A 21,438-nucleotide genomic window follows, 5' to 3' on the forward strand; every position below is an offset into this window, starting at 1 on the left:
CATGAAAATACAATTACAAAAGATATGCACGATGCTGTTGTTTTGCTTGCTGACATTGCCTTTCAGCGGCATGGCGCAAGAAACGAGCGGCGGCATCGCGGGAAAAGTGACAGATGAAAAAGGCGCCCCGCTGGAAGGAGCGGACGTTATCGCCGTACATATCCCTTCCGGTACACCTTATCCTGTTTCGTCCGCGAAAGACGGCCGCTACCGCATTCCGGGCATGCGCCCGGGCGGGCCTTACACCATTACCGTATCCAAACCCGGTATGGCGGAAATGCAGTTCGATAACGTGTCCATCAAGCTGGGAGAGCCATTGCTGCTGAACATCGTCATGAAAGCAGGCGTTGCCCAGCTGAAGCAAGTGGAGATCACCAGCGGCCGCCGCCGCGCAGCCGGCGCCAACACCTATGGCGCGGGGCAGAACATCGGCCGCGACCGCATCCGCAACATGCCCACTATCAGCAGAAGCCTGCAGGATATGACGCGGCTGGTGCCACAGGGAAGCAAGGACAACAGTTTCGGCGGCACCAATTTCCGCTACAACAACGTAACGATCGACGGCGCGGTGAACAACGACGCGATCGGCTTCAGTCCTTCCCTCGGCGGGCAAAGCGGCACCTCCGGCCAGCCCGGCAGCAGCACCCGCACCAATCCCGTTTCGCTCGACGCTATAGAAGACATCCAGGTGTATCTTGCGCCGTATGATGTGAAGATCGGGAACTTCACCGGCGGCAGCGTGAACGCGGTTACGCGGAGCGGCACCAACAAATGGAGCGGTTCCATTTACGGTTTTGGCCGCAACAATTCGCTCATTGCAAAAGACAAAAAAGGTTCTTCCGGCAAAATGCCCGGGAGCTTTGAAGATTACCAGGCGGGCTTCCGTCTTGGTTTCCCCATCATAAAGAACAAGCTTTTCTTTTTCACGAATATGGAGCTGACGCGCCGCACCGATCCCGTGCTGCTGAAAGCAGGCATGCCCGAAACCGCGGCCATCCTCAGCGAAAAAGACGCCGCCGCTATCATCGACGCCACCAGGAGCCGGTATAGCGCCTTCGATCCCGGCACGGCGGGAGCGTTCAACGCTACCTCGCGGTCGGAGAAGTTCTTTAGCCGGGCAGACTGGAACATCAACGCCAAACATCAGCTCTCCCTCCGCAACAACACCATTTTTTCCAAAGCAGTGCATATGGACCGCGACCAGCAGGATTTCCGGTTCACCAGCATGGCCTTTGAGCAGGCGAACGACCAGAACAGCACCGTGGCGGAACTGAAAAGCCGTTTTTCTTCCAGGACTTCCAACAGCCTGGTGGTAGGATATACTTCCGTAAAAGACCGGCGCGACCCGTTGAGCAACCCAAACCTGCCGCAGGTGCAGATCATGGGCCGCGCGCCGGGCACCACGATCTATATCGGTACAGACCGCGAAGCGTCCATCTTCAATATGCGGCAGCGCACGCTGGAGATCAGCGACAACTTTACCTGGAGCAAAGGGAAACATACTTTCCTGTTCGGCACGCACAACGAATTCTACCACATCAATTACGGTTTTGTGAACAGCTGGAACGGCCGCGTGGATTACCTGAGCATCGAGGATTATATCGGCAACCGGCCTTACCGCGTGCGCGGCAGCTACAATTATGTCAACAACACCAGGGATTACATCCTTGCCAATCCCGCAGCGGTATTTGATGTGAACCTGTACAGCCTTTACGCGCAGGACGAGATACAGCTGACCGATAAGATCAAGATCACCCCGGGCCTCCGTGCGGACTATACCCATCTGCCCACCCGTCCTGAACTGACGGATAAAGTAAAGAACGCGCCGGACGATCCTTATTTCGGTACATCTTATTATTACACGCCATTGAGCAGGCTTACCGGCCGTTATTTTAACCGTGTGCAGATCTCTCCCCGCATCGGCGTCCGTTACGATATCCGCGGCGATCAATCCCTCGTATTGCGGGGCGGAGCGGGCATTTTCACCGGCAGGGTGCCGTTTGCCTGGCTGGCGTACGCCTTCTACAACAATGGCCGCACCTATGGTTCTTTCGACCAGCGCGCGGAAAACAAACCGTTTACGCCGGGCTCCGATGCAAATAAACCGGGCAACAACGGCATCGCGGATTTTGTGGAGCAGAACGGCGTTGTGATCAATAATCCGAATGCGGGTAAAACACAGGTAGACCTGATCGACAACGATTTTACCATGCCCAAGGTGCTGCGCGCAAGCCTTGCGCTGGACTATACCGCTGCCGGCCAGTGGAAACTCGGGCTGGAGGGGCTGGTCACCAAAACATTGAAGGACGTATTCTTCCAGCAGGTGAACATCACGGACAATCCCGCATATCACTACTACGACAAAGACAAACAACAACCGATATATTCCGGTACTATTTATCCCGCCTTTTCAAACGCTTACCTGCTAAGCAATACCAGCAAAGGATTCCGCTACAGCATTACCGCCACGGTGAGCAAGACCATCGTTCCGGGCCTGAACGCTTCGGGCGCCTACACCTACGGCGAAAGCAAGGACGCATTCAACGGCGTCCGCAACTCGATGGAATCCAACTGGCAGCTGAACCAGGCGCTGAGCCCCAACAATGCAGGGCTGGCACGGTCCAATTTCGACATCCGCCACCGGATGGTATTCAATGTAGATTACCGGAAGGCATGGAATGAAAAATGGATCAGCTCCCTGAACCTCTTCGTGAGCGCACAGTCCGGCAGCCCCTTTACGTATGGCATCGTGAACAACAGCATCCAGGGGCTGCCGCAGCAGGTGAGCCTGGCGTACATTCCGCAGGCGAACGAAGCAGTGGATTTTTTCGCGGATTATGTGGACGCGGCCGGTACTGCTATTACGGCGGCTCAGCAGGCTGCGGCGTTTAACAGCTACGTGGACGGCAACAGCTATCTCCGCAGCCGCCGCGGGAAATTCACGGAAAGGAACGCAGGCAGAACGCCTTGGAACGTGCAGGCGGACCTGCATTTTGCACAAGAGTTCCACTTCGCGGGCAAGCCGGATAACTTCCTCAGTTTTACGGTAGACGTGATCAATCTTACGAATCTCGTCAATGCCAGCTGGGGCATTCAATATTTCTCGCCCAATACGTTCAACTCTACCGCCAGTACAGGTTTGGTGCCCACCCTGTATCCGCCGCAGCAAAATGCGGAGCATGGCCCCGTGTACCGTTTCAGCGATCCCGGCCAGCCTTACGCGGTCGATTATTTCGGTTCCCGCTGCCAGGTGCAGCTGGGCTTACGTTACACTTTTTAATATCCAAAACAGCGCATCATGAAAAAACATATCAGTTATATCATCCTTGGCTGCCTGTTCGCCTTTACGATCGTAATGCAGGCTTGCAAAAGGGAAAAGAATGTTGAGCCGGAGCCTTTGGCCGTGGAACGTTTTTATCCGAACAGCGGTAAAGGCGGTACGATTGTTACCATCGAAGGCGCCGGGTTTACCGGCCGCAAGCAGATGGGCATATCGTTCGCAGGGAAGGAAGCCGCACTGGTAAGCGTGCAGCAGAACAGGATCGTGGTACAGGCGCCGGCGGAAGGCCTTACCGGCACCATCACGCTTACAGACGGCGCACGAACCGTGGATGTGGGCAATTACACTTACCAGGCGCTGAGCCTCCGGCAGGTTTCACCGGCAAACGGTCCCGCGGGTTCGCACATTCGCATTACCGGCGAAGGATTTGGCAGCACTGAATCGCCGGCCGTTGTGAAGATCAACGACAAAGTAGCGAACGTGGTAAGCGCCAGCGATACCCTGCTGGTAGCCGAAGTGCCGGCAGACGCAGGCAGCGGCGCCGTATCGGTGGAAGTGGACGGGAAGTCCTCAACAGGACCTGTTTTCCGTTACCAGGCCATTACCGCCGTAAAACCGCTCACCGGCGGCGCGGGCACAAGAGTGGTGATCAAAGGGATAGGTTTTGAGGCTGTTGCGGCTAACAACCAGGTCGATTTTAACGGTCTTGCCGCTACCGTACTGGAAGCCACCGCAGAGCAGCTGGTAGTGACGGCTCCCGCCGGTCTCAAAACAGGCCCGCTTTCCGTGAGCATCAACGGGCAGAAAATTTCCGGTCCCGCGTTTACCGTAGTGCCCTTCCCGGAAATCAGCACAGTGACGCCGCTCAGCGGCCCCGCAGGGCAGGTGATGACGATCGAAGGGGTTAATTTCAGCATTATTGCAGATGAAAACGTGGTAACGATCAACGGGAAACCGGTTCCTGTTTCCGCTGCAACCGCCAATACATTAACGCTCACGATCCCGGGCAACACGGGAGACGGCGCAGTGAAGCTCGCGGTGAACGATCAGGCCGTAACCGGGCCGGTGTTCAAAGATCAAACGCTGGGGATCACGAAAATGACGCCGGACAATGGTTTGGCAGGAACTTCCGTGACCATCACAGGCACCGGTTTCAGTGCGCAGCCGGCGGAAAATATCGTCCTGTTCAACGGCCAGCCCGGTATTATTACCGCGGTGAATGCCGAAGGAACAGCGCTGACCGTGACAGCGCCCGCCGCGTTAACCACCGGTAAAATAAAAGTATCGCGCGGCACGTTGACTGCCGAAAGCCCTTCCACCTTCAGGCGGGCCGGTATGCTTACGCTGATCGGCGGGCCGGGAAGCGCTGCGCTGCCTTCCAACATCAATAGCATTGTAGCGGATTCCAAAGGCAACGTCTTCGCGGCGGTAGCCTTCGGTTACATCCTGAAAATAACCCCGGACGGCGTTTCTACTGTATTCGCCGGCAAGGTAGGCGAAACAGGTTCCGCCAACGGCACGGGTACCGAAGCCCGGTTCTCTTACCCCTCCGGCATTACCATCGATGCGCAGGATAACCTGTACGTAGGCGATGGGTTCGACGTGCGCAAGATCACGCCGGCTGCGGTGGTGACCACGCTGGTTACATTAAGCAACCGTATCGGCAATGTGGCAATAGACAGGAATAATAACATTTACGCCACCCAGAGCTATAACGGGATAACACGCATATACCCCTCCGGCGCGCAGGAACGCGCCACAGCCCTGGGGATCAATGACCCCTGCCGCCCGGCCATAGACGCGAACGGCGCTATTTACTTCACTTTCGATGAATATGACCCTACCACTATCCGCCTGAATAAAGACAATACGCAGACAAGGATGTTCAGGATATCGGGCTACGAGGACGGGCCGATCAATTCCGCGCAGGTGAGCTACGGCGCTTCAGCGTTCTACTTCGACGCACAGGGCCGGATGCTGATCATGGACAAATACAACTTTGCGATCCGCCGGGTGGATTTCAGCAGCGGGCAGGTAAGCAGCCCCATGCGCCTGGAACCTTTGTCCGGATTTGCAGACGGCAGTTTTATGGAAGCAAGAATGTCTGTCATCAAAGATATTACGATGGACAGGCAGGGAAATATTTACCTGCTGGACCCGAACAACAAAGCGATCCGTAAAGTATTTCTCGAATAACGATGTAGCAAAAACCACTTAAATAAATCAAAACAACACCCCTGCCTGTTTTCAGGCGGGGGATTTTTTTGGACAGGACCGGCGCCAGGCAACAATTTACCGGGCCGGTTTGCAGGATATTTCGTTAAATTACAAACACACCCCGATCATTAAACCTCAAAAACGTACGCTTATGACTCCGAAATCAGCGGCTGATATGGTCAAAGAAGCCAAACAGCAGATCGAAAACCTCACGCCTGAGCAGGTAAAGGACGAATTGTCCAAAGGCAACGCCACGCTTATCGACATCCGCGAAAGCGAAGAGCTGAAACAGAACGGCATGATACCCGGTGCTATACACGCACCGCGGGGCATGCTGGAATTTTACGCAGATGCCTCCCTTCCTTATCACAAACCCGAATTCGACAAGGAAAAGAGGATCATCCTGCACTGCGCCTCCGGCGGCCGCTCCGCGCTGGCCGCTCAAACGCTGAAACAGATGGGATATGAGAATGTAGCGCATCTCGATGGCGGCATCAAAGCCTGGAAAGAAGCCTCGCTGCCTGTGGAGGAATAGTATTGTATTTTGGGAACATTCCCGTAAAAAGGGAAGGTTCCCAAAATATTTATTGATGCGGGGCAGGACCATGTGCAAACCCGCGTGATAAATTTGAGCATGGGCTATAAATTCCACCTTATTGCGCAGCTGCTGGTGCTGCAGATCATCGCATTAAAAGCTTATCCGCAAAGTACCCTTCACTTCCAGGACCCATCCCGTAAAATATCCGCGCAGCTGTCCGTGCACAAAGGCCAGTTGACCTGGTCCGCCGCTGCCGGGGGCAAAACGCTCATCGAACCTTCCGCCGCGGGAATAGCACTGCAAGACGCCGAACTGGGACGTGCAGTGAGCAGCATCTCCATTTCCAGGCAAACCATTATAAACAACAGCCGCATTTATGAAGTGACTGTAAAAGGCGCGCAGTACACATTCGGGATGGAATTCCGCCTGTTCAGCGACGGCTGCGCTTTCCGGTACAAGCTTCCCGGCGAAGGAATAAAAAAGATCAGGAGAGAATACACTTCGTTCGCAATTCCCGCCGCTTCCCGCGTATGGTTCTTTGAACGCAACAGCGCCTGGAAATTAAAATCATATGCGGGATGGTGGACGAGTACTTCCATCGACAGCCTGCCGGTTATTTCTTCATCCGGCCCTGTGCAGGGAAAGCCCTTAGTGATGCAGCTGCGGGACAAAAGTTATATCGTCGTTACCGAAGCGGCGTTGTACGGCTACAGCGGCATGCGGCTGGAAGCTACCGGCAACCGTACCGTGCAGGTGAATTTCACGGAAGGGGAGCAGGGCTTTGAAGCACAGGGAGGGCAGTTCTCGCCCTGGCGCGTGGTGATGTATGCCCCTGATCTGAACAGCCTGGTGAACAACCGGATGATTGCTGCGTTGAACCCCCGCCCTGACAGATCCCTCTACAACGACGTTTCTTATATACAACCCGGCAAGGCCGTCTGGAGCTGGATCACCAGGAAAGAAAATTACATGCAGCCGGATGAGGAAAAACGTTTCATCGATGCTGCGGCCGCATTGAAGTTTAACTACACCCTGCTGGATGAAGGCTGGGAAACCGTTTGGCCAGACAAATGGGAGCAGCTGAAAGAGATCTGTGCTTATGCCGCCGATAGGCAGGTGAAGGTTTGGGTGTGGCGGGATTCAAAATGGCTTCGCGAGCCGAAACAACGCGACGCGTTCCTGGACAGCCTGGCGCTTTACGGCATTGCCGGCGTTAAAACGGATTTCATGAACAGCGAAGCGAAAGCGCTGGTGGATTTCGAGATAGGTTTTCTTAAAGCCACCGCCGCACGCAGGCTGATGGTGAATTTCCACGGATGCCACGCCCCGACCGGCGAAAGCGTGACCTACCCCAATGAAATGACGAGGGAAGGCATCCGGGGATTGGAATTGAACACGATGAACGAGCCGATACCGGCCTGGCACAACGCCGCGCTACCCTTCACACGTTTTCTCTGCGGGCACGGGGATTATACGCCCGGCTTTTTCACTAACAAAGGTCCTACCACTTATACACACCAGCTGGCGCTGATGTACCTCTTCAATTCCCCTTTCCAGTGCATGGCGGAAAACCCCGTGACGATCGTGAATGACCCGCTATATGCGCCGGTCATTCCTTTACTGCAAACCCTGCCGGTGACCTGGGATGAAACATGGGTGCTGGAAGGAAGCGAGATCGGGAAGCTGGCGGCGCTGGCGAAAAGGAACGCTAACGAATGGTATGTGGCCGTGATCAATGGAACGGAACTTCCGCAGGAGTTTACACTACGGCCCGGTTTCCTGGGGCGTAAGAATTATAAAGCCCTTATCGTAAGCGACGGGGAAGGGTTTGCAGTACAGCAGAAAAATATTAAGCGTTCCGATACCCTGAAGTTTACCATACCGGCAACGGGCGGGCTGGTGATACGCATCACGAACTGAGCCGTATCTTTCCATTCCAAAGGCCGCACAGGCAAAGCCCGCTTCACACGGCCCAGCTATCCACTTCCAGGATAGCAGCGGCAAAGGCCTCCGGCGCTTCCTGCGGCAGGTTATGCCCGATCCCGCCGATGATAACCTTGTGTTTGTATTTCCCCGTATATTTTTTTGCATATGCGCTTGATGGGGAACAGATCAATCCGCTTCAAAAGCGCCCATCGCTCTTTCCTTCCGGAACGGCTTGCCGGCATGGTCTTTCTCCGGATGTTGCAGTGGGAATCCCGCAAGGGCGGCGGGACTATTAACCGCAATACCAAAATCCTCCTTATCCGCATTCCTGAACAGCGGATCTTTACCGGTCAGCCCGTTCATTTCGGGCGCCGGTAATTGCGGGCCCGGCCAGGAGCCGTTGCCGGTATGGAACCACAGGTTATTGGAGAAGGTGAAGCTTTCCGGCGCTGTGCCCGAGCCTGTGCTGCAGGCGGTTCGCAGCTGGCCGTCGATGCAGATGATATTATTGCGGAAGATATTGTTGGCGCATTTTACAAAACGGGCGGTGTCTTTGTTTTCCTGCAGGATGCGGATGACCCACCTTTGCGGTTTATAGATGGTATTGTTCACCACTTCGGACCGTACGCAGCCCACGAATGCTACGGGTACTTCCGACCCGATAAATACATTGCTGTACACCTTCAGGTCAGCCGCTTCCCAGGCGGCGTTGGCCGGCCTGAAAAAAGCCTGGCCCGTGCTGCCGCCAAGATTGATGGCCCTGCTGCCTGCATTTTTAAATACACAGGCTTCCACGCGGATATGGCTGCTGCCGCCTTTCATTTGCAGGGCATTGGCGCCAGTGTTCTCAAAGCGGCACTGCAGGATGAGGCTGTTATGGCAACCTACCATATCAATGCCGCTGCCGCCGGGCGAGCCGTTCAGGAAGGTGCATTGCCGGATGGTAAGGTCATCCACGCCGGACAGCTTCAGCAGGTCGTTGTTGCCGGTGGCCGCCATATCACGGAAAACGCAGTGCCGGAATACGATATGATGCGCCGGGGACGCATAGCTGCCGCCATCGTCTACATTGAGGCCATTGCCCGTTTGCCCTGAAAACACGACCCCTTCGATGTGCAGGTAGGCAATATCGCTGCCCCTCCAGGCGGAGGTTCCGCCCTTAAACAGCACAGCCCCGTTCTTCTCCGCGATGATGCATATCCATTTGCCGGGCTTGCCCTGCAGGCCTTGTAATGACTGGTCGCCGGCATAGGTGCCGCTGTGCAGTAAGATGGTATCGCCCGGGAGTGCGGCTTTCGCCGCGGCGGTAATGTCCGGAAAGCGCTGCCCGTGGCCGGTGTGCAACACTTTGGCCGATAAAGGGCCATAAAGGCAGGCAAGAAGCAGGATGACGGGCAGGCGCATAGGTTATGATCTTGAAAGGAAATTGCCTGGCAGGCGCAGCCCGCGTTCGTCGGCCAGCACCTTCTCCATGGCTTTCTGCAAACCTTTGGGGATAACCGTCTTTTCCTCCGGCGTCAGTTGCTGCAGCAGTTCATGGAAATCATCTTCCTCATCGTAATACCCGAAATAGAGGAAATATTTATCGATGCCGTATACCCTCAGGGAGATCTCATTGTCGTCTTCGACAGTGTGGATGCTGATCACCGACCATTGTTCGGTATCGTTGTAGTCGTGCCGGATATCGAATGCGTCTTTGCTGAGCGTTTCCTCCAGCAGTTTTTCGATCATTTGCCCGGCATGGTTCTTTACAAAATCTTCGTAATTCATATTCAGGTTTCTTCTGGGCCGAAGATAAGGTAAATCGCCACAAGGCGCATCCCGCGAATAAATGGCATAAAAAGAAGTGATCCCCGCGGATCGTCAAAAGCAGGAAAATATTATGAAGTATTCAAATAGTATTATGATGTGGTAAAATAGTATCATAATAAGCTAAATTATTTAAGAAATTTACCAGACATTTCAATCGTTTGCAGTTTTCAAGGGGTATTAGATAAACCAAGATCTGACGAGGCTCCCGCGCCACCAGGGAAGCCCGTAACTGAAGAGTAAACCATGGTCCACGTCAATAATTCACTGTGTATGTTGTAGTATCCTGGCAAATTTTCCCTGTCGTTTAATCGTTTACATGCCCCTGTAACGGCACATTACATGCAAACGTTTGCAAATGAGGTCCTGCCACCGCCGGCCCGTTGTGAGCTAATACGAAAATGCTATTTAACCTTTAGTTATGAAAAGTTCCACGATCCTGCTACCCTGTAGCGCAAGCACTGCTACCAACAGAAAAATCCCCGAGGCTGACAGCATACAGGCAGCAATACGGTCCCCGTACCGCCTGCTTTGCATGGCATTATCAACCAAATAAGCTGAAAAATTCCGATTCCATGTTATATTCTACTCGCCTTGCAGGCACAGCCCTGCTATTCCTGTTCATGCAGCCGTCTGCCGCCAGTACATTGGCGGACGCCGGCAAGCCGTCCAGCCCGGAAGGGTGGACAACTCCCCCGGCTTCCCGCGCCGCGGTGATTCCCTTAGCGCCATTCCAGGCGGAACGGAAAATTACAGGCGTCGTCACGGACGATACCGGGTCGCCCATTCCCGGGGTAAGCATACACATCAAGGGCACCACTAAAGGCGTGCAATCCGCCCCTGACGGAAAGTTCAGCATTACCGTGCCCGACGACAAAGCCATACTGGTCTTCTCCTTCATCGGCACTGTAACAAGAGAGATCGCCGTTGGCAAACAAACAGCGCTCAAGGTAGTGCTCAGCCAGAGCAGCACCCAGCTCAGCGAAGTAGTGGCGGTAGGGTATGGTTCGCAGAAAAAGGAAAGCGTGGTGGGCGCCATCTCGCAGGTTTCCAATAAAGAACTGAAACGCACGGGCAATGTGCCCGACCTCCGCGAAGCGCTGATAGGCCAGGTGCCCGGCCTGGTAGGTCTTACTTCGTCCGGCGAGCCGGGAGGCATCCTCTCCGGGGAAAGCGCCACCAATCTCTATATCCGCGGCCAGACCACCTGGAATGGCGCCCAGCCATTGGTACTGGTAGACGGCATCAAACGCAATATGAATGATATTGACGTGAACGATGTAGCCACCATCTCCGTACTGAAAGATGCATCCGCCACGGCGGTGTTCGGTGTGGAAGGCGCCAACGGCGTTATCCTCATCACCACCAAACGCGGCAAGGCCGGTAAAACCACGCTCAACTTTAATTATGTGGGCACGGCCAAAATGAATTCAAAGCAACCGGCCACGCTGGACTCCTACGCAGCGCTGAAGGCCCGGAACGAGATCATTGAACGGGAGGGCGTGCTGAATGAATCTTCCTGGAACGACTACATGCCTTTCGACATCGTAAAGCGGTACCAGAAACCGCAAACGGAAGAATACGCCCTGATCTATGCCAACGTGGACTGGGAAGACGCCATGTACGACGACGTCGGTTATTCCCACAAGGCCACCCTCAGCGCCAGCGGCGGCAGCAAAACCATCCAGTACTTCGGTTCCCTTACCTACCTGCATGAAGGGGACATGTTCAAACACTACGACAACGGCAAGGGCTACGAACCCAACTACAACTTCAACCGTTTTAATTTCCGCAGCAACATAGACATCAACCTTACTAAAACAACCGTGTTCAGGCTCGGCCTCTCCGGTTTCTACAGCCAGAAAAACACGAACTTCAATAACGAAGGCAGCACCAGCCGCGCGGACGCCTGGATGTGGCGCGCCACCTATGGCCTGGCGCCGGACCTGTTCCTGCCCATGTATCCCAACGGCAAATGGGGCGCCAACCAGGAAGGCGGAAACAATACGGTGAACCCTGTCGCGGCGGTGTACAACATCGGCATCCGCGAAACACGCACTACCCAGCTCCTTTCCGATTTTACAATAGAGCAGAACCTGGAATTCATTACGAAAGGCCTTACGGCAAGGGCCCTGCTGTCTTCAGATAACAACTTCCGTTCGCAGGGCGGCATTTATGATGTGGCGAATTCCATCCGCCCGGCGGAGGCCGCTACGAATGTGGCCTTCCAGCAGATATACCCTTTGCTGTACGAAGGCCCGCACCAGGATCCCTCGGAATATACGGTGCAGCTGCCCGTTGGCATCGAAGAGTATGACTGGATCGTGCGGCCCTGGAACATCCGGCAGGAAGACATTATCGCCGCAAACTGGAACAGCTCCATACCCATCGACCGCAGGCTCACTTACCAGGGTCAGCTGAACTACAACCGCAAGTTCGGGAAGGCGCACGATGTGTCTGCCATGGGCCTTTTCAAGCGGGAAGAATATGCGCGTGGAAGTATGTTCAAGACCTACCGCGAAGACTGGGCATTCCGCGCCACGTATAATTATAAGCTCCGGTATTTCCTGGAAGGCAACGGCGCGTATAACGGCTCTGAACAGTTCGGCCCCGGTTACCGCTTCCATTTCTTCCCCTCCGTTGCCGTAGGCTGGTACATTTCCAACGAAAAGTTCTTCAAGGTTAAATGGATCGATAAATTAAAGCTGCGCGCCACCACAGGTACAATAGGAAATGACGATATCAGCGGCGGCAGATGGCTCTATAATTCCTCCTTCGCCACCAGCGGAAGGGCCCGCCTCACGGTAAATACCGACGGCCAGAGCCCCTATAATCTTTACAGGACGGCCGTGGTGGGCAACCCGGACATTCACTGGGAAACCGCCCAGAAATCCAATTACGGCCTTGAGCTGGAAGTGTTCCGGCAACTGGTGTCCGTCAATTTTGATTATTACACGCAGGACAGGACAGACATTCTCCTGAACGGCGACTCCCGCAGCATTCCTCCTTTCTTCGGCATGACGCCGCCCAGCGCCAACCTGGGACGTGTGAAGTCCAACGGCTATGAGATCGAAGTAAAGATCAATAAACAGCTGGATAAGAACTGGGGCGTATGGGCTCAGGTGTTCTATTCACATAACGAGAACACCGTTCTTTTCAAAGACGATCCCCCGCTTCAATACGATTACCTGAAAGCAGCCGGCTACCCCATCGGGCAGCAGCGCAGCCTGGTGAAAACCAATATCTACCAGAACTGGGATGATGTATATGCCAGCGTGCCGACGGAGAATAATGATATGGACAAGCTGCCGGGTTATTATGATCTCGTTGACATGAACGCGGACGGTATTATCAAAAGCAGCGACGACGTGGTGCCGGTAGGGTTTTCCGAAACGCCGCAGAACACGGCAACGCTCACGCTCGGTATGAACTGGAAAGACCTCAGCTTTATGGTATCTTTTTTTGGCGCCAACAACGCCAGCCGTCTCATCAATTTCCCCAACTTCCAGAATTTTACCAATATCCTTTATGGCGACGGGAACTACTGGTCTAAAGACAATCCCAACGCCACGGCCTTTTTACCGCGCTGGAGAACGCAGGCTGAGAACATCGGAGACTACTACCTCTACGACGCCTCCTATCTGCGGCTTAGAACAGTGGAACTGGCGTACGACTTCAACAGCCGGTATTCCTGGATAAAACGCGCGGGCATCAATGCCATGCGGCTTTTTATTAACGGCAACAACCTGTTCTTCTGGTCGAAGCTCCCTGACGACCGCCAGGGCAGCTACTCCGGCGGCAGCGCCACGGAAGGCGCATACCCCACCGTGAAAAGGATCAACCTGGGTATTGAACTCAACTTTTAAAAAAACGGATCATGAAGCGTATAAAATTTTATATCGTTTTTTTCACCGCTATCCTGTTTGCCAGCTCTTGTGAAAAGTACCTGGACAAATCGCCGGAAGCGGATATCACCCAAAGGGACGTGTTTGGCAACTTCGTCAGTTTCCAGGGCTTTGTGGAGGAAATGTACAATTGTATTATGGACCCCAATAAAGGAGGCGCCTGGAATCAATATCTCTTTGCGGACGAAACACTCAACAACAGCCCGTATAATTTCGATAACGGCAACTACTGGGGCGCTGAAGCCCTCTTCTACGGCCAGGATGTGAATACCACGGACAATAATCCCCGTACCAAAAGGATATGGGAATACGCCTGGTATGCCATTGCACAGGCCAACCTGGCCCTCGCTAAAATAGAGGAAGAAGGTTTGTTCCAGGGCACGGAAGAAGAAAGGAATATCATCAAGGGGCAGGCGCTCTTCTTCAGGGCATGGTTCTATTTCCAGATCTCCCAGTACTGGGGCGGTATGCCTTATATCACGCGGGTGCTGGACTCGAACGAACCGCTCACTACGGAAGAGTTTAAGCGGCTCAATTTCCAGCAAACGGCCAGGAAGATGGCGGACGATTTCCGCGCGGCGGCAGACCTGCTGCCGGCCAACTGGGACGATGTGCCCACCGGCCAGCCTACGCTGGGCCAGAACCGCACCAGGGTGAATAAATATTTTGCGCTCGGTTACCTGGGTAAAGCCCTGTTGTTTGCGGGCAGCCCGATGATAAACGAAGAAGCAGGCAGCGGCAATACATTTAACCCGGATCTGTGCCAGGAAGCGGCGGAAGCGTTTGGCGAACTGCTGACGCTGGCGGACCAGACGGGCGATTACAAATTACAGTCATGGAGCGCCTGGACGGATAATTTCTGGCGCTGGAACAATGAGCGGACGGGCGGCACCGAAGTGATCATGGCGCCTACTATTTACGACAGGTCCCGCGTGAGATGGTCTACCGTAGGCGGTACCGTGCCGTCTTCCATTGGCCTGAACAGCGGTTCATCCGCAGATGTGCCCACGCATAATTTTGTGAAGAACTATGCCATGGCCAACGGCCTGCCCATCACAGACCCTGCTTCCGGTTACGATCCGAACGATCCCTGGACAGGACGTGAGCCCCGGTTCTACAAAGATATCCTGAAGGATGGTGACAGGATCATGAGCTGCTCCTGCCCGGACGCATCCGCGCAGCTGTACAATGGCGGCCGACACCGGTCCCAGATACAGCCGCCGAGCGTAACAGGCTATTATGCAAAAAGATATTCTCCCATGGACGCTTCCTTCACCGTATCCAAAGCAGGCGGGCTGCAGGCTTATGTGCCTTACCTGCGGATGGCGGACATCTACCTGATGTATGCGGAAGCCGTATTATTCAGCAAAAACGGCGGCACTCCACAGAGCACTTCCGGCAACTACGCGCTCACCGCGGAAGGCGCAATGAACGTGATCCGCAACAGGGCACAGCTGCCCAACCTCGACGCTAAGTTTACCGCCAACCCGCAGGTTTTTTTCGAAGAGATCGTGAGGGAACGGGCTGTGGAACTGGCTTTCGAAGGAGCCCGCTTCCTGGATCTCCGCCGCTGGAACCGCAACGGCGACGCCCGCTATCTCGATAAGACCGCCATCGACTTCGACCGCGGCCCGGATGGCAAACCCGTCAATCTCCAGGAAAGGCTCATCATCAGGAGAGTGGTGCAAAAGAAACATAACTGGTTGCCTTTGCAGGTCAAATTCATTAATCTCTACGAAGGCTTCCCGCAGAACCCGGGATGGTAATTCTTTCTGCATTCGATCTAAAAACATGACAAATGAAATGTAAACACGCTATTATATTATCATGCCTGGGCGCTCTGCTGCTCTGCATGCATCCTGGCGCCTATGCCCAGGAGAAGCCGGCGAAGATCCAGTCTGCGGTTGTAGACGAAGGAGGCAAGCCCATTAAAGATGCGGAGGTGTACAGCGGCGGCGCTTACACCAAAACCAATGCGGAAGGAAAGTTCTCGATAGCGGTTGAAACCGGTGCGAACCTGGTGATCATTGCAAAGGGATATGAAAGGACCTCCCTTGAATCCGCCGATGCGCTTGAACGGTCCCGCATCACCATGAAAAAAGCCAGGCTGATGTACAGCGAAGAAGACAAGGTGAATCTTGCCTTCAGGAAATCGTACCAGGGAGACGTTGTAGGCTCGGTAACCAAGCTGGACGTCGGCGAGATACAGAAATACGATCACACCCTCCGGCTGATAGACGTTATTGCCGGCCGCTCGCTGGGCATGCTGGGAAGCGACCGCATCAGGGGCCTGGGCCGCGGCATCACGATCGAAGATATTACAGGCAGCGGCTCCGGCAGAGCCGTGTTTATCGTGGACGGGCTGCCCCGTGATATAGACAATATGCGGCTCACCGAAGTGGAAAGCGTTACCATCCTCAAGGATGTGAACAGTGCCATCCTGTATGGAACAGACGCAGTGAACGGCGTGGTATTGATCACCACCAAAAGGGGAGAGGCTTTCAAAAAACGGTCAGACTTCAGTCTCAACTATGGTATTTCCGCTCCCAGGGCTATGCCCAAATATCTCAACTCGGCGGATTATATGACTTATTTTAACCAGGCCCGCGCCAACGACGGGTTAGGCGCCCAGTACACCGACGAGACCATTGAAAATTTCCGGAGCGGCAATAAATACCGTTACCCGGATGTGGATTATTATTCAGACGCCTACCTCCGCTCCTACAAAAATTATTATGACCTGAACGGTGAATTTTCAGGCGGCAACAATGTAGCCCAATACTATACCAATCTCGGCTGGAACACAGCCGGCAGCCTGCTGAACTTCGGGGAAGGCGCAAAAGGCAGGAACAACCGGTTCAACGTACGAGGGAATGTAGACCTGAAGGTGAACGACTGGATCAAGACCGCCGTGGATGTATCCGGTGTATTCATCGTCAACAAGGGGCCGCGTGGCAACTTTTGGTCCGATGCCGCCACCATCCGGCCTTATGAATTTGCGCCGCTGTTGCCCATCAGCCTCATCGATCCCTCTAACCCGCTGCTGCTGGGCCGTAAAAATGATTTGAATGGGGAATACCTGATGGGTGGCGCTTCCAACCGCCTTACCTCGGCAATCGGCAATGGTTATTCCGGCGGTACCAATGAAGTTATTTCCCGCAACTTCGCCTTCAACAACCGGGTGGATGTGCAGCTGGACAAACTGACACAGGGCCTTTCTTTCCATACCAACGTGAGCTTCGATTATTTTGTTACCTACAACCAGACGGTGACCAACGAATACTCCGTTTACGAACCGGTATGGAGCCCTACGGCGGATAGCATTATTAGCCTTAAACAATACGGGAAAGACTCCCGCCCCGGTACCCAGACGCTGAGCAGTTCCACTTTCCGCAGAAGGTTTGGCGCATACGGCATGTTTGGTTACGACAGGGAATTTAACCAACGGCATCATTTCACCGGCTCCCTGCTGGGTTTCCTCGGTAATTATAAAGTAGAAGGAGATTTCCAGGGCATTAAGCTGGCGCATGCCGGCTTCCGCCTCGGGTATGCTTATGACAAACGTTACCTGCTGGATTTCAGCAGCGCTTATGTGAGTTCCGTTAAGCTGGCGGAAGGGAACCGCGGGCAGTTCTCGCCTTCACTGGGCGTGGCCTGGGTGATCTCCGAGGAGGACTTTATGCCCAAATCCGAAAACATCAATTACCTGAAGCTCCGCGCATCCGCGGGGATATTGAATTCTGATTTCCCCATCGATAATTTCTTTTTATACGAAAACAGGTATGTGGGCTCCGGCAGCTATAACTGGTTTGAAGGTGGCAGAAGCCGTTCTGGCGTTGCTTCCAGCTGGGGCAGCAATCCGGACCTGGGCTATGCCCGGCGCAAGGAAATAACCCTCGGCGTGGAAGGCCTTTTCTTTAACAAGGTGCTCGGTGTGAATGCCAATGTGTTCTACAATGTGTTCGACAACCTGGTGACCAGGCGCATGGCGGCGTACCCTGCATTTTATACGGACTTCGTTCCTTATGAGAACTACGGCGCCAACATGTACAAAGGCGTGGAACTCGGGGTGGACTTCACCAAATCATTCGGTGACTGGACGGTTTTCGCGGGCGTGAACCTGATGTATAACACCTCCGAGGTAAGAAAAATAGACGAGCTGTATAACAATGATTACCAGTACAGGAAAGGCCACCCGGCAGACGCGCGTTTCGGGCTGGAGGCACTTGGCCTGTTCCAGGATGAAGCGGAAATAGCCGCCAGCCCAGAACAGGTGTTTGGTACAGTGCGGCCGGGAGATATCAAGTATAAAGACCAGAACGGGGACGGTGTAGTGGACGATAACGATCAGAGATACCTGGGCCGCTACCAGCAACCGTTTTCGGGAGGTCTGCAGATCAGGGTATCTTACCGGAACTTCACCTTCTTTGCCCTCGGTGAAGCCAGCTATGGCGCCGATGAATTGTTGAGCGACAACAATTATTACTGGGTAGACGGGAACGATAAATACTCCGAAGTGGTGCTGAACAGCTGGACGCCCGATAACAAAGCCACCGCCACGCATCCCCGCCTCAGCTCACAAGCCAACAGCAACAACCACCGCCCTTCCACTTACTGGGAATATGACAACGATTTTTTCCAGATACGCAGGGTGCAGCTGAGCTACGACATGCCTGCTTCCGTGAGCAAATTGCTGCTGATGAGGGCCCTCAATGTTTTCGTGGACGGCAGTAACGTTTACCAGTTCAGCAAAAGCCGCAGGATAAGGGATCTGGCCATTGGCGGTGAGCCTAATTACCGCGTTTTTTCCATTGGCCTGAATGCCAGCTTTTAAGATCATTAAAAAGAGACTATTATGAAAATACTCAAAATACCAGTGATCGTGCTTTCCACATGCCTGCTGTGCTCCTGTGAAAAGCTGTTCAATCCGAATAATGATAATCCCAGCACATACGACAGGATACTGATCGATCCCGCATTTGCGGAAGGGCTGCTGATAAGGGCATATACCTATATCCCTACCAACGATTACCAGTTCAACGAAGTGGCGACGGACGATGCCGCCACTACCGAAAAGGGAAGTGGTTTTCTACGGATGGCCACCGGCGGCTGGACCTCGCTGACCAACCCTGAAAACCTCTGGGATAACAGCAACAGGGCCATCATGTATATCAACCATTTCCTGGATGTGGTGCAGATCGTTCCCTGGAAACCTTCGGACGCACAGCTGAACGCCCTGTACATCCGCCGCTTGAAAGGAGAAGCATTAGCCCTGCGCGGCATGTTCAAATATTACCTGCTCCGCAACCATGGCGGTTATGGGGACAATGGTGAATTACTGGGGTTCCAGATATTAAATAAGTTCACTGCCAAAGCGGAAGATTTTTCAGTGCCGCGCAGCAGCTTTGCCGATTGCCTGAAGAGCACTTATGACGACCTGGACAGCGCGCTGGCCCTGCTGTCTCCCAACTACGGCGACGTGAACGACCCTATCGACCTGCCGCCCGGTTTTACGGATATCACGGACATCGATAAATACAATACCGTATTTGGCGAGGTTACGCAGCAGCGCGTCAGCGGGCGCATCGCGCTGGCCATTAAGTCGCGCGCAGCCATGCTGGCAGCCAGCCCGGCTTTTAACGCCGCCGGCACTGCGCAACTCTGGGAAAACGCCGCGAAGCTGACCGGCGATGTGCTGGCCGGTATCAACGGCGTGGCGGGCATTGATCCGAAAGGAAATATTTTTTATCTCAAGGCCCAGGTAGACAATGCGGACCTCACCAGCGGCGATAAAAAAGACATCCCTGAAATACTCTGGCGCCGGCCCGTATATACCAACCGCGTACGCGAGCAGGAAAATTTTCCGCCCAGCCTGTATGGAAGGGCCGAAGTGAATCCTTCCCAGAACCTGGTGGACGCATTTCCCATGGCCAACGGCTACCCGATCACAGACGGAGACTCCGGCTTCGATCCCCTCAATCCGTATGCAAACAGGGATCCCCGGCTGAGCCTGTATATCGTGTACAACGGCAGCAAGCTGCGCAACACGACCATCAAAACAGAAGTAGGCGCAGGGGACGATGGCCTGGACGCGCTCCAGACCTCCACGCGCACCGGTTATTACCTGAAAAAGCTGCTGCGTGAAGATGTGAACGTCAACCCCGTTTCCACCTCCGATCAAAAGCACTTCAATACGCACATCCGGTACACGGAATTATTCCTGAACTATGCCGAGGCGGCTAACGAAGCCTGGGGCCCCGATGGAACGGGAACGCTGGGCTATTCCGCAAGGGATGTAATTGCCGCTATCCGCAAGCGCGCGGGCATCACGCAGCCGGACGCATACCTGCAGTCCGTAAGCAGCAAAGACGCCATGCGCGAGCTGATACGCAACGAAAGAAGGCTGGAGCTTTGTTTTGAAGGCTTCCGCTTCTGGGACCTGCGCCGCTGGAAAGCAGCGCTCGCAGAGCCGCTGAAAGGTGTGAGGATCGCAAACGGTACTTATGAATACTTTACCGTGGAGCAGCGCGCGTATAACAACAGCTATATGCATTACGGGCCAATCCCGAACAGCGAGGTCTTTAAATTCCATCTCGTTCAGAACAAGGGCTGGCAGTAACCATTATTAATTTTAAAGCTAGAAGCATGAAACAGATATTGATGGCATTCGCATTGCTTGCATCCGGGTTATACGCCTGCAAAAATTCAGAGATCGTTCACCCGGACTTTAAATACACCTCGGGTTTCTTTCCGTACCAGTTCCCTGTGAGAACGCTCATACTCGGTGACTATATTTTCGATAATACGAACGACAACAATCACCGGTTCGTTATATCCGCCCACCTGGGCGGCCTGTACGAGAATGATAAGGACAGGAGCTTTGACATTGAAGTGGACAACAGCCTGGCCAACCGCCTGCTGTTCACCGCCAACGGCGATACCGTGCGGGCGCTGCCGGCAAAGTACTATTCGCTGGGCGCAAGTAAAATTATGATACCGAAAGGCGCCATGCACGCCGGGGTGGTGGTGCAGCTCACCGACGAGTTTTTCACAGACCCGCGGGCCATCGGGCTGAACTATGTGATACCGGTGAGGTTGAAAGGTTCTGCTGATGTGGATACCATCCTGTCCGGGAAGTCGGACAACCCGAGTGCGGACCCCCGCATCCCGGCCCAGTGGCTTGCCGCGCCCAAGAACTTTACGATGTTCGGCATAAAATTCATGAACGAATTTCATGCCGCGTATTTCCATTACGGGCAGAGCCAGGTAAAGGATGGGGCTAACACGGTGCTGGAAGACACTGTGTATTCCCACAAATTCTTAACCAGCAATCCCGTTACCCGCCTTGCCACAACGGGCCGGCAACAGGTCGCGGGCACCATCTTCCTCCGCTCCGCCGTAATGACCGGTGAAGTGAACATGCTGCTGACCTTCAACGGCAACAACTGCACAATATCCGCACCCGCAGGCGCGGGTTATACCATCACCGGTACCGGTGAGTTTAAAAAAGAAGCCTACGAATGGGGCGATAAAAAGCGGAACGGCATTGTGCTGAACTATGTAGTAACACGCGGCGGGCAGACCTATACCGCCAGCGATGTACTGGTAGTGCGGGATAGGGAAGTGGTGATGGAAACCTACCAGCCGGTGGTGTATTGATAATGTTTGAATATAGCGATTATAAAAAAAGGGAACTGCCTGTTCAGGCGGTTCCTTTTTTTGTTTACACGTGCCTGCTGCCGTCATTTCCCGTGATTATTCGT

11 protein-coding genes are annotated in these 21,438 nt (G+C 54.1%); 9 read left to right on the plus strand and 2 right to left on the minus strand.

Features of this window, described 5'->3' with window-relative positions; all coding sequences use genetic code 11:
* The first annotated feature begins 1 nt into the window (after nt 1).
* The 4 genes from ACTJIK_RS06815 to ACTJIK_RS06830 all read left to right on the plus strand — a co-directional run bounded on the left by ACTJIK_RS06815 (nt 2) and on the right by ACTJIK_RS06830 (nt 7,955).
* Nucleotides 2–3,280, plus strand: coding sequence for a TonB-dependent receptor (locus ACTJIK_RS06815; RefSeq protein ID WP_440645607.1), 3,279 nt, complete (start codon nt 2–4; stop codon nt 3,278–3,280).
* Nucleotides 3,281–3,298: 18 nt separating this feature from the next.
* Nucleotides 3,299–5,476: an IPT/TIG domain-containing protein gene (locus ACTJIK_RS06820; RefSeq protein ID WP_440645608.1), complete on the plus strand. Its 2,178-nt coding sequence runs from the start codon at nt 3,299–3,301 to the stop codon at nt 5,474–5,476.
* A 172-nt stretch (nt 5,477–5,648) separates the two neighbouring features.
* On the plus strand, nt 5,649–6,032 hold the full coding sequence (locus ACTJIK_RS06825; RefSeq protein ID WP_440645609.1) for a rhodanese-like domain-containing protein: 384 nt from the start codon (nt 5,649–5,651) through the stop codon (nt 6,030–6,032).
* 99 nt (nt 6,033–6,131) lie between these two features.
* Entirely contained in the window at nt 6,132–7,955 is a 1,824-nt protein-coding gene (locus ACTJIK_RS06830; RefSeq protein WP_440645610.1) for a glycoside hydrolase family 97 catalytic domain-containing protein, read from the plus strand.
* Nucleotides 7,956–8,147: 192 nt separating this feature from the next.
* Here ACTJIK_RS06830 and ACTJIK_RS06835 read toward each other — a convergent pair whose 3' ends face one another.
* Both ACTJIK_RS06835 and ACTJIK_RS06840 read right to left on the minus strand, forming a co-directional pair.
* Nucleotides 8,148–9,365 carry a right-handed parallel beta-helix repeat-containing protein gene (locus ACTJIK_RS06835; RefSeq protein ID WP_440645611.1) on the minus strand — a complete coding sequence of 406 codons (1,218 nt, stop codon included), beginning with the start codon at nt 9,363–9,365 and terminating at the stop codon, nt 8,148–8,150.
* A gap of 3 nt (nt 9,366–9,368) precedes the next feature.
* Entirely contained in the window at nt 9,369–9,731 is a 363-nt protein-coding gene (locus ACTJIK_RS06840; protein ID WP_440645612.1) for a hypothetical protein, read from the minus strand.
* A 614-nt stretch (nt 9,732–10,345) separates the two neighbouring features.
* On the opposite strand from ACTJIK_RS06840, the gene ACTJIK_RS06845 reads away from it, so the two are divergent.
* From ACTJIK_RS06845 to ACTJIK_RS06865, 5 genes are read left to right on the plus strand one after another with little or no spacing between them, the layout of a single operon-like run.
* The gene (locus ACTJIK_RS06845) at nt 10,346–13,636 is read left to right on the plus strand and encodes a SusC/RagA family TonB-linked outer membrane protein (protein WP_440645613.1); all 3,291 of its coding nucleotides are present in this window, start codon (nt 10,346–10,348) and stop codon (nt 13,634–13,636) included.
* Nucleotides 13,637–13,647: 11 nt separating this feature from the next.
* Nucleotides 13,648–15,441, plus strand: a complete 1,794-nt coding sequence (locus ACTJIK_RS06850; RefSeq protein ID WP_440645614.1) for a RagB/SusD family nutrient uptake outer membrane protein — start codon at nt 13,648–13,650, stop codon at nt 15,439–15,441.
* 32 nt (nt 15,442–15,473) lie between these two features.
* Complete coding sequence (locus ACTJIK_RS06855; protein WP_440645615.1) at nt 15,474–18,509, plus strand: SusC/RagA family TonB-linked outer membrane protein; 3,036 nt, start codon at nt 15,474–15,476, stop codon at nt 18,507–18,509.
* Nucleotides 18,510–18,530: 21 nt separating this feature from the next.
* Nucleotides 18,531–20,294 (plus strand): RagB/SusD family nutrient uptake outer membrane protein, encoded by a 1,764-nt coding sequence (locus tag ACTJIK_RS06860; RefSeq protein ID WP_440645616.1) that lies wholly within the window; start codon nt 18,531–18,533, stop codon nt 20,292–20,294.
* A 26-nt stretch (nt 20,295–20,320) separates the two neighbouring features.
* The gene (locus ACTJIK_RS06865; RefSeq protein WP_440645617.1) at nt 20,321–21,334 is read left to right on the plus strand and encodes a DUF5627 domain-containing protein; all 1,014 of its coding nucleotides are present in this window, start codon (nt 20,321–20,323) and stop codon (nt 21,332–21,334) included.
* Nucleotides 21,335–21,438 lie beyond the last annotated feature (104 nt).

The organism is Chitinophaga sp. 22620 (genome assembly GCF_052044405.1).
Classification (GTDB): domain Bacteria; phylum Bacteroidota; class Bacteroidia; order Chitinophagales; family Chitinophagaceae; genus Chitinophaga.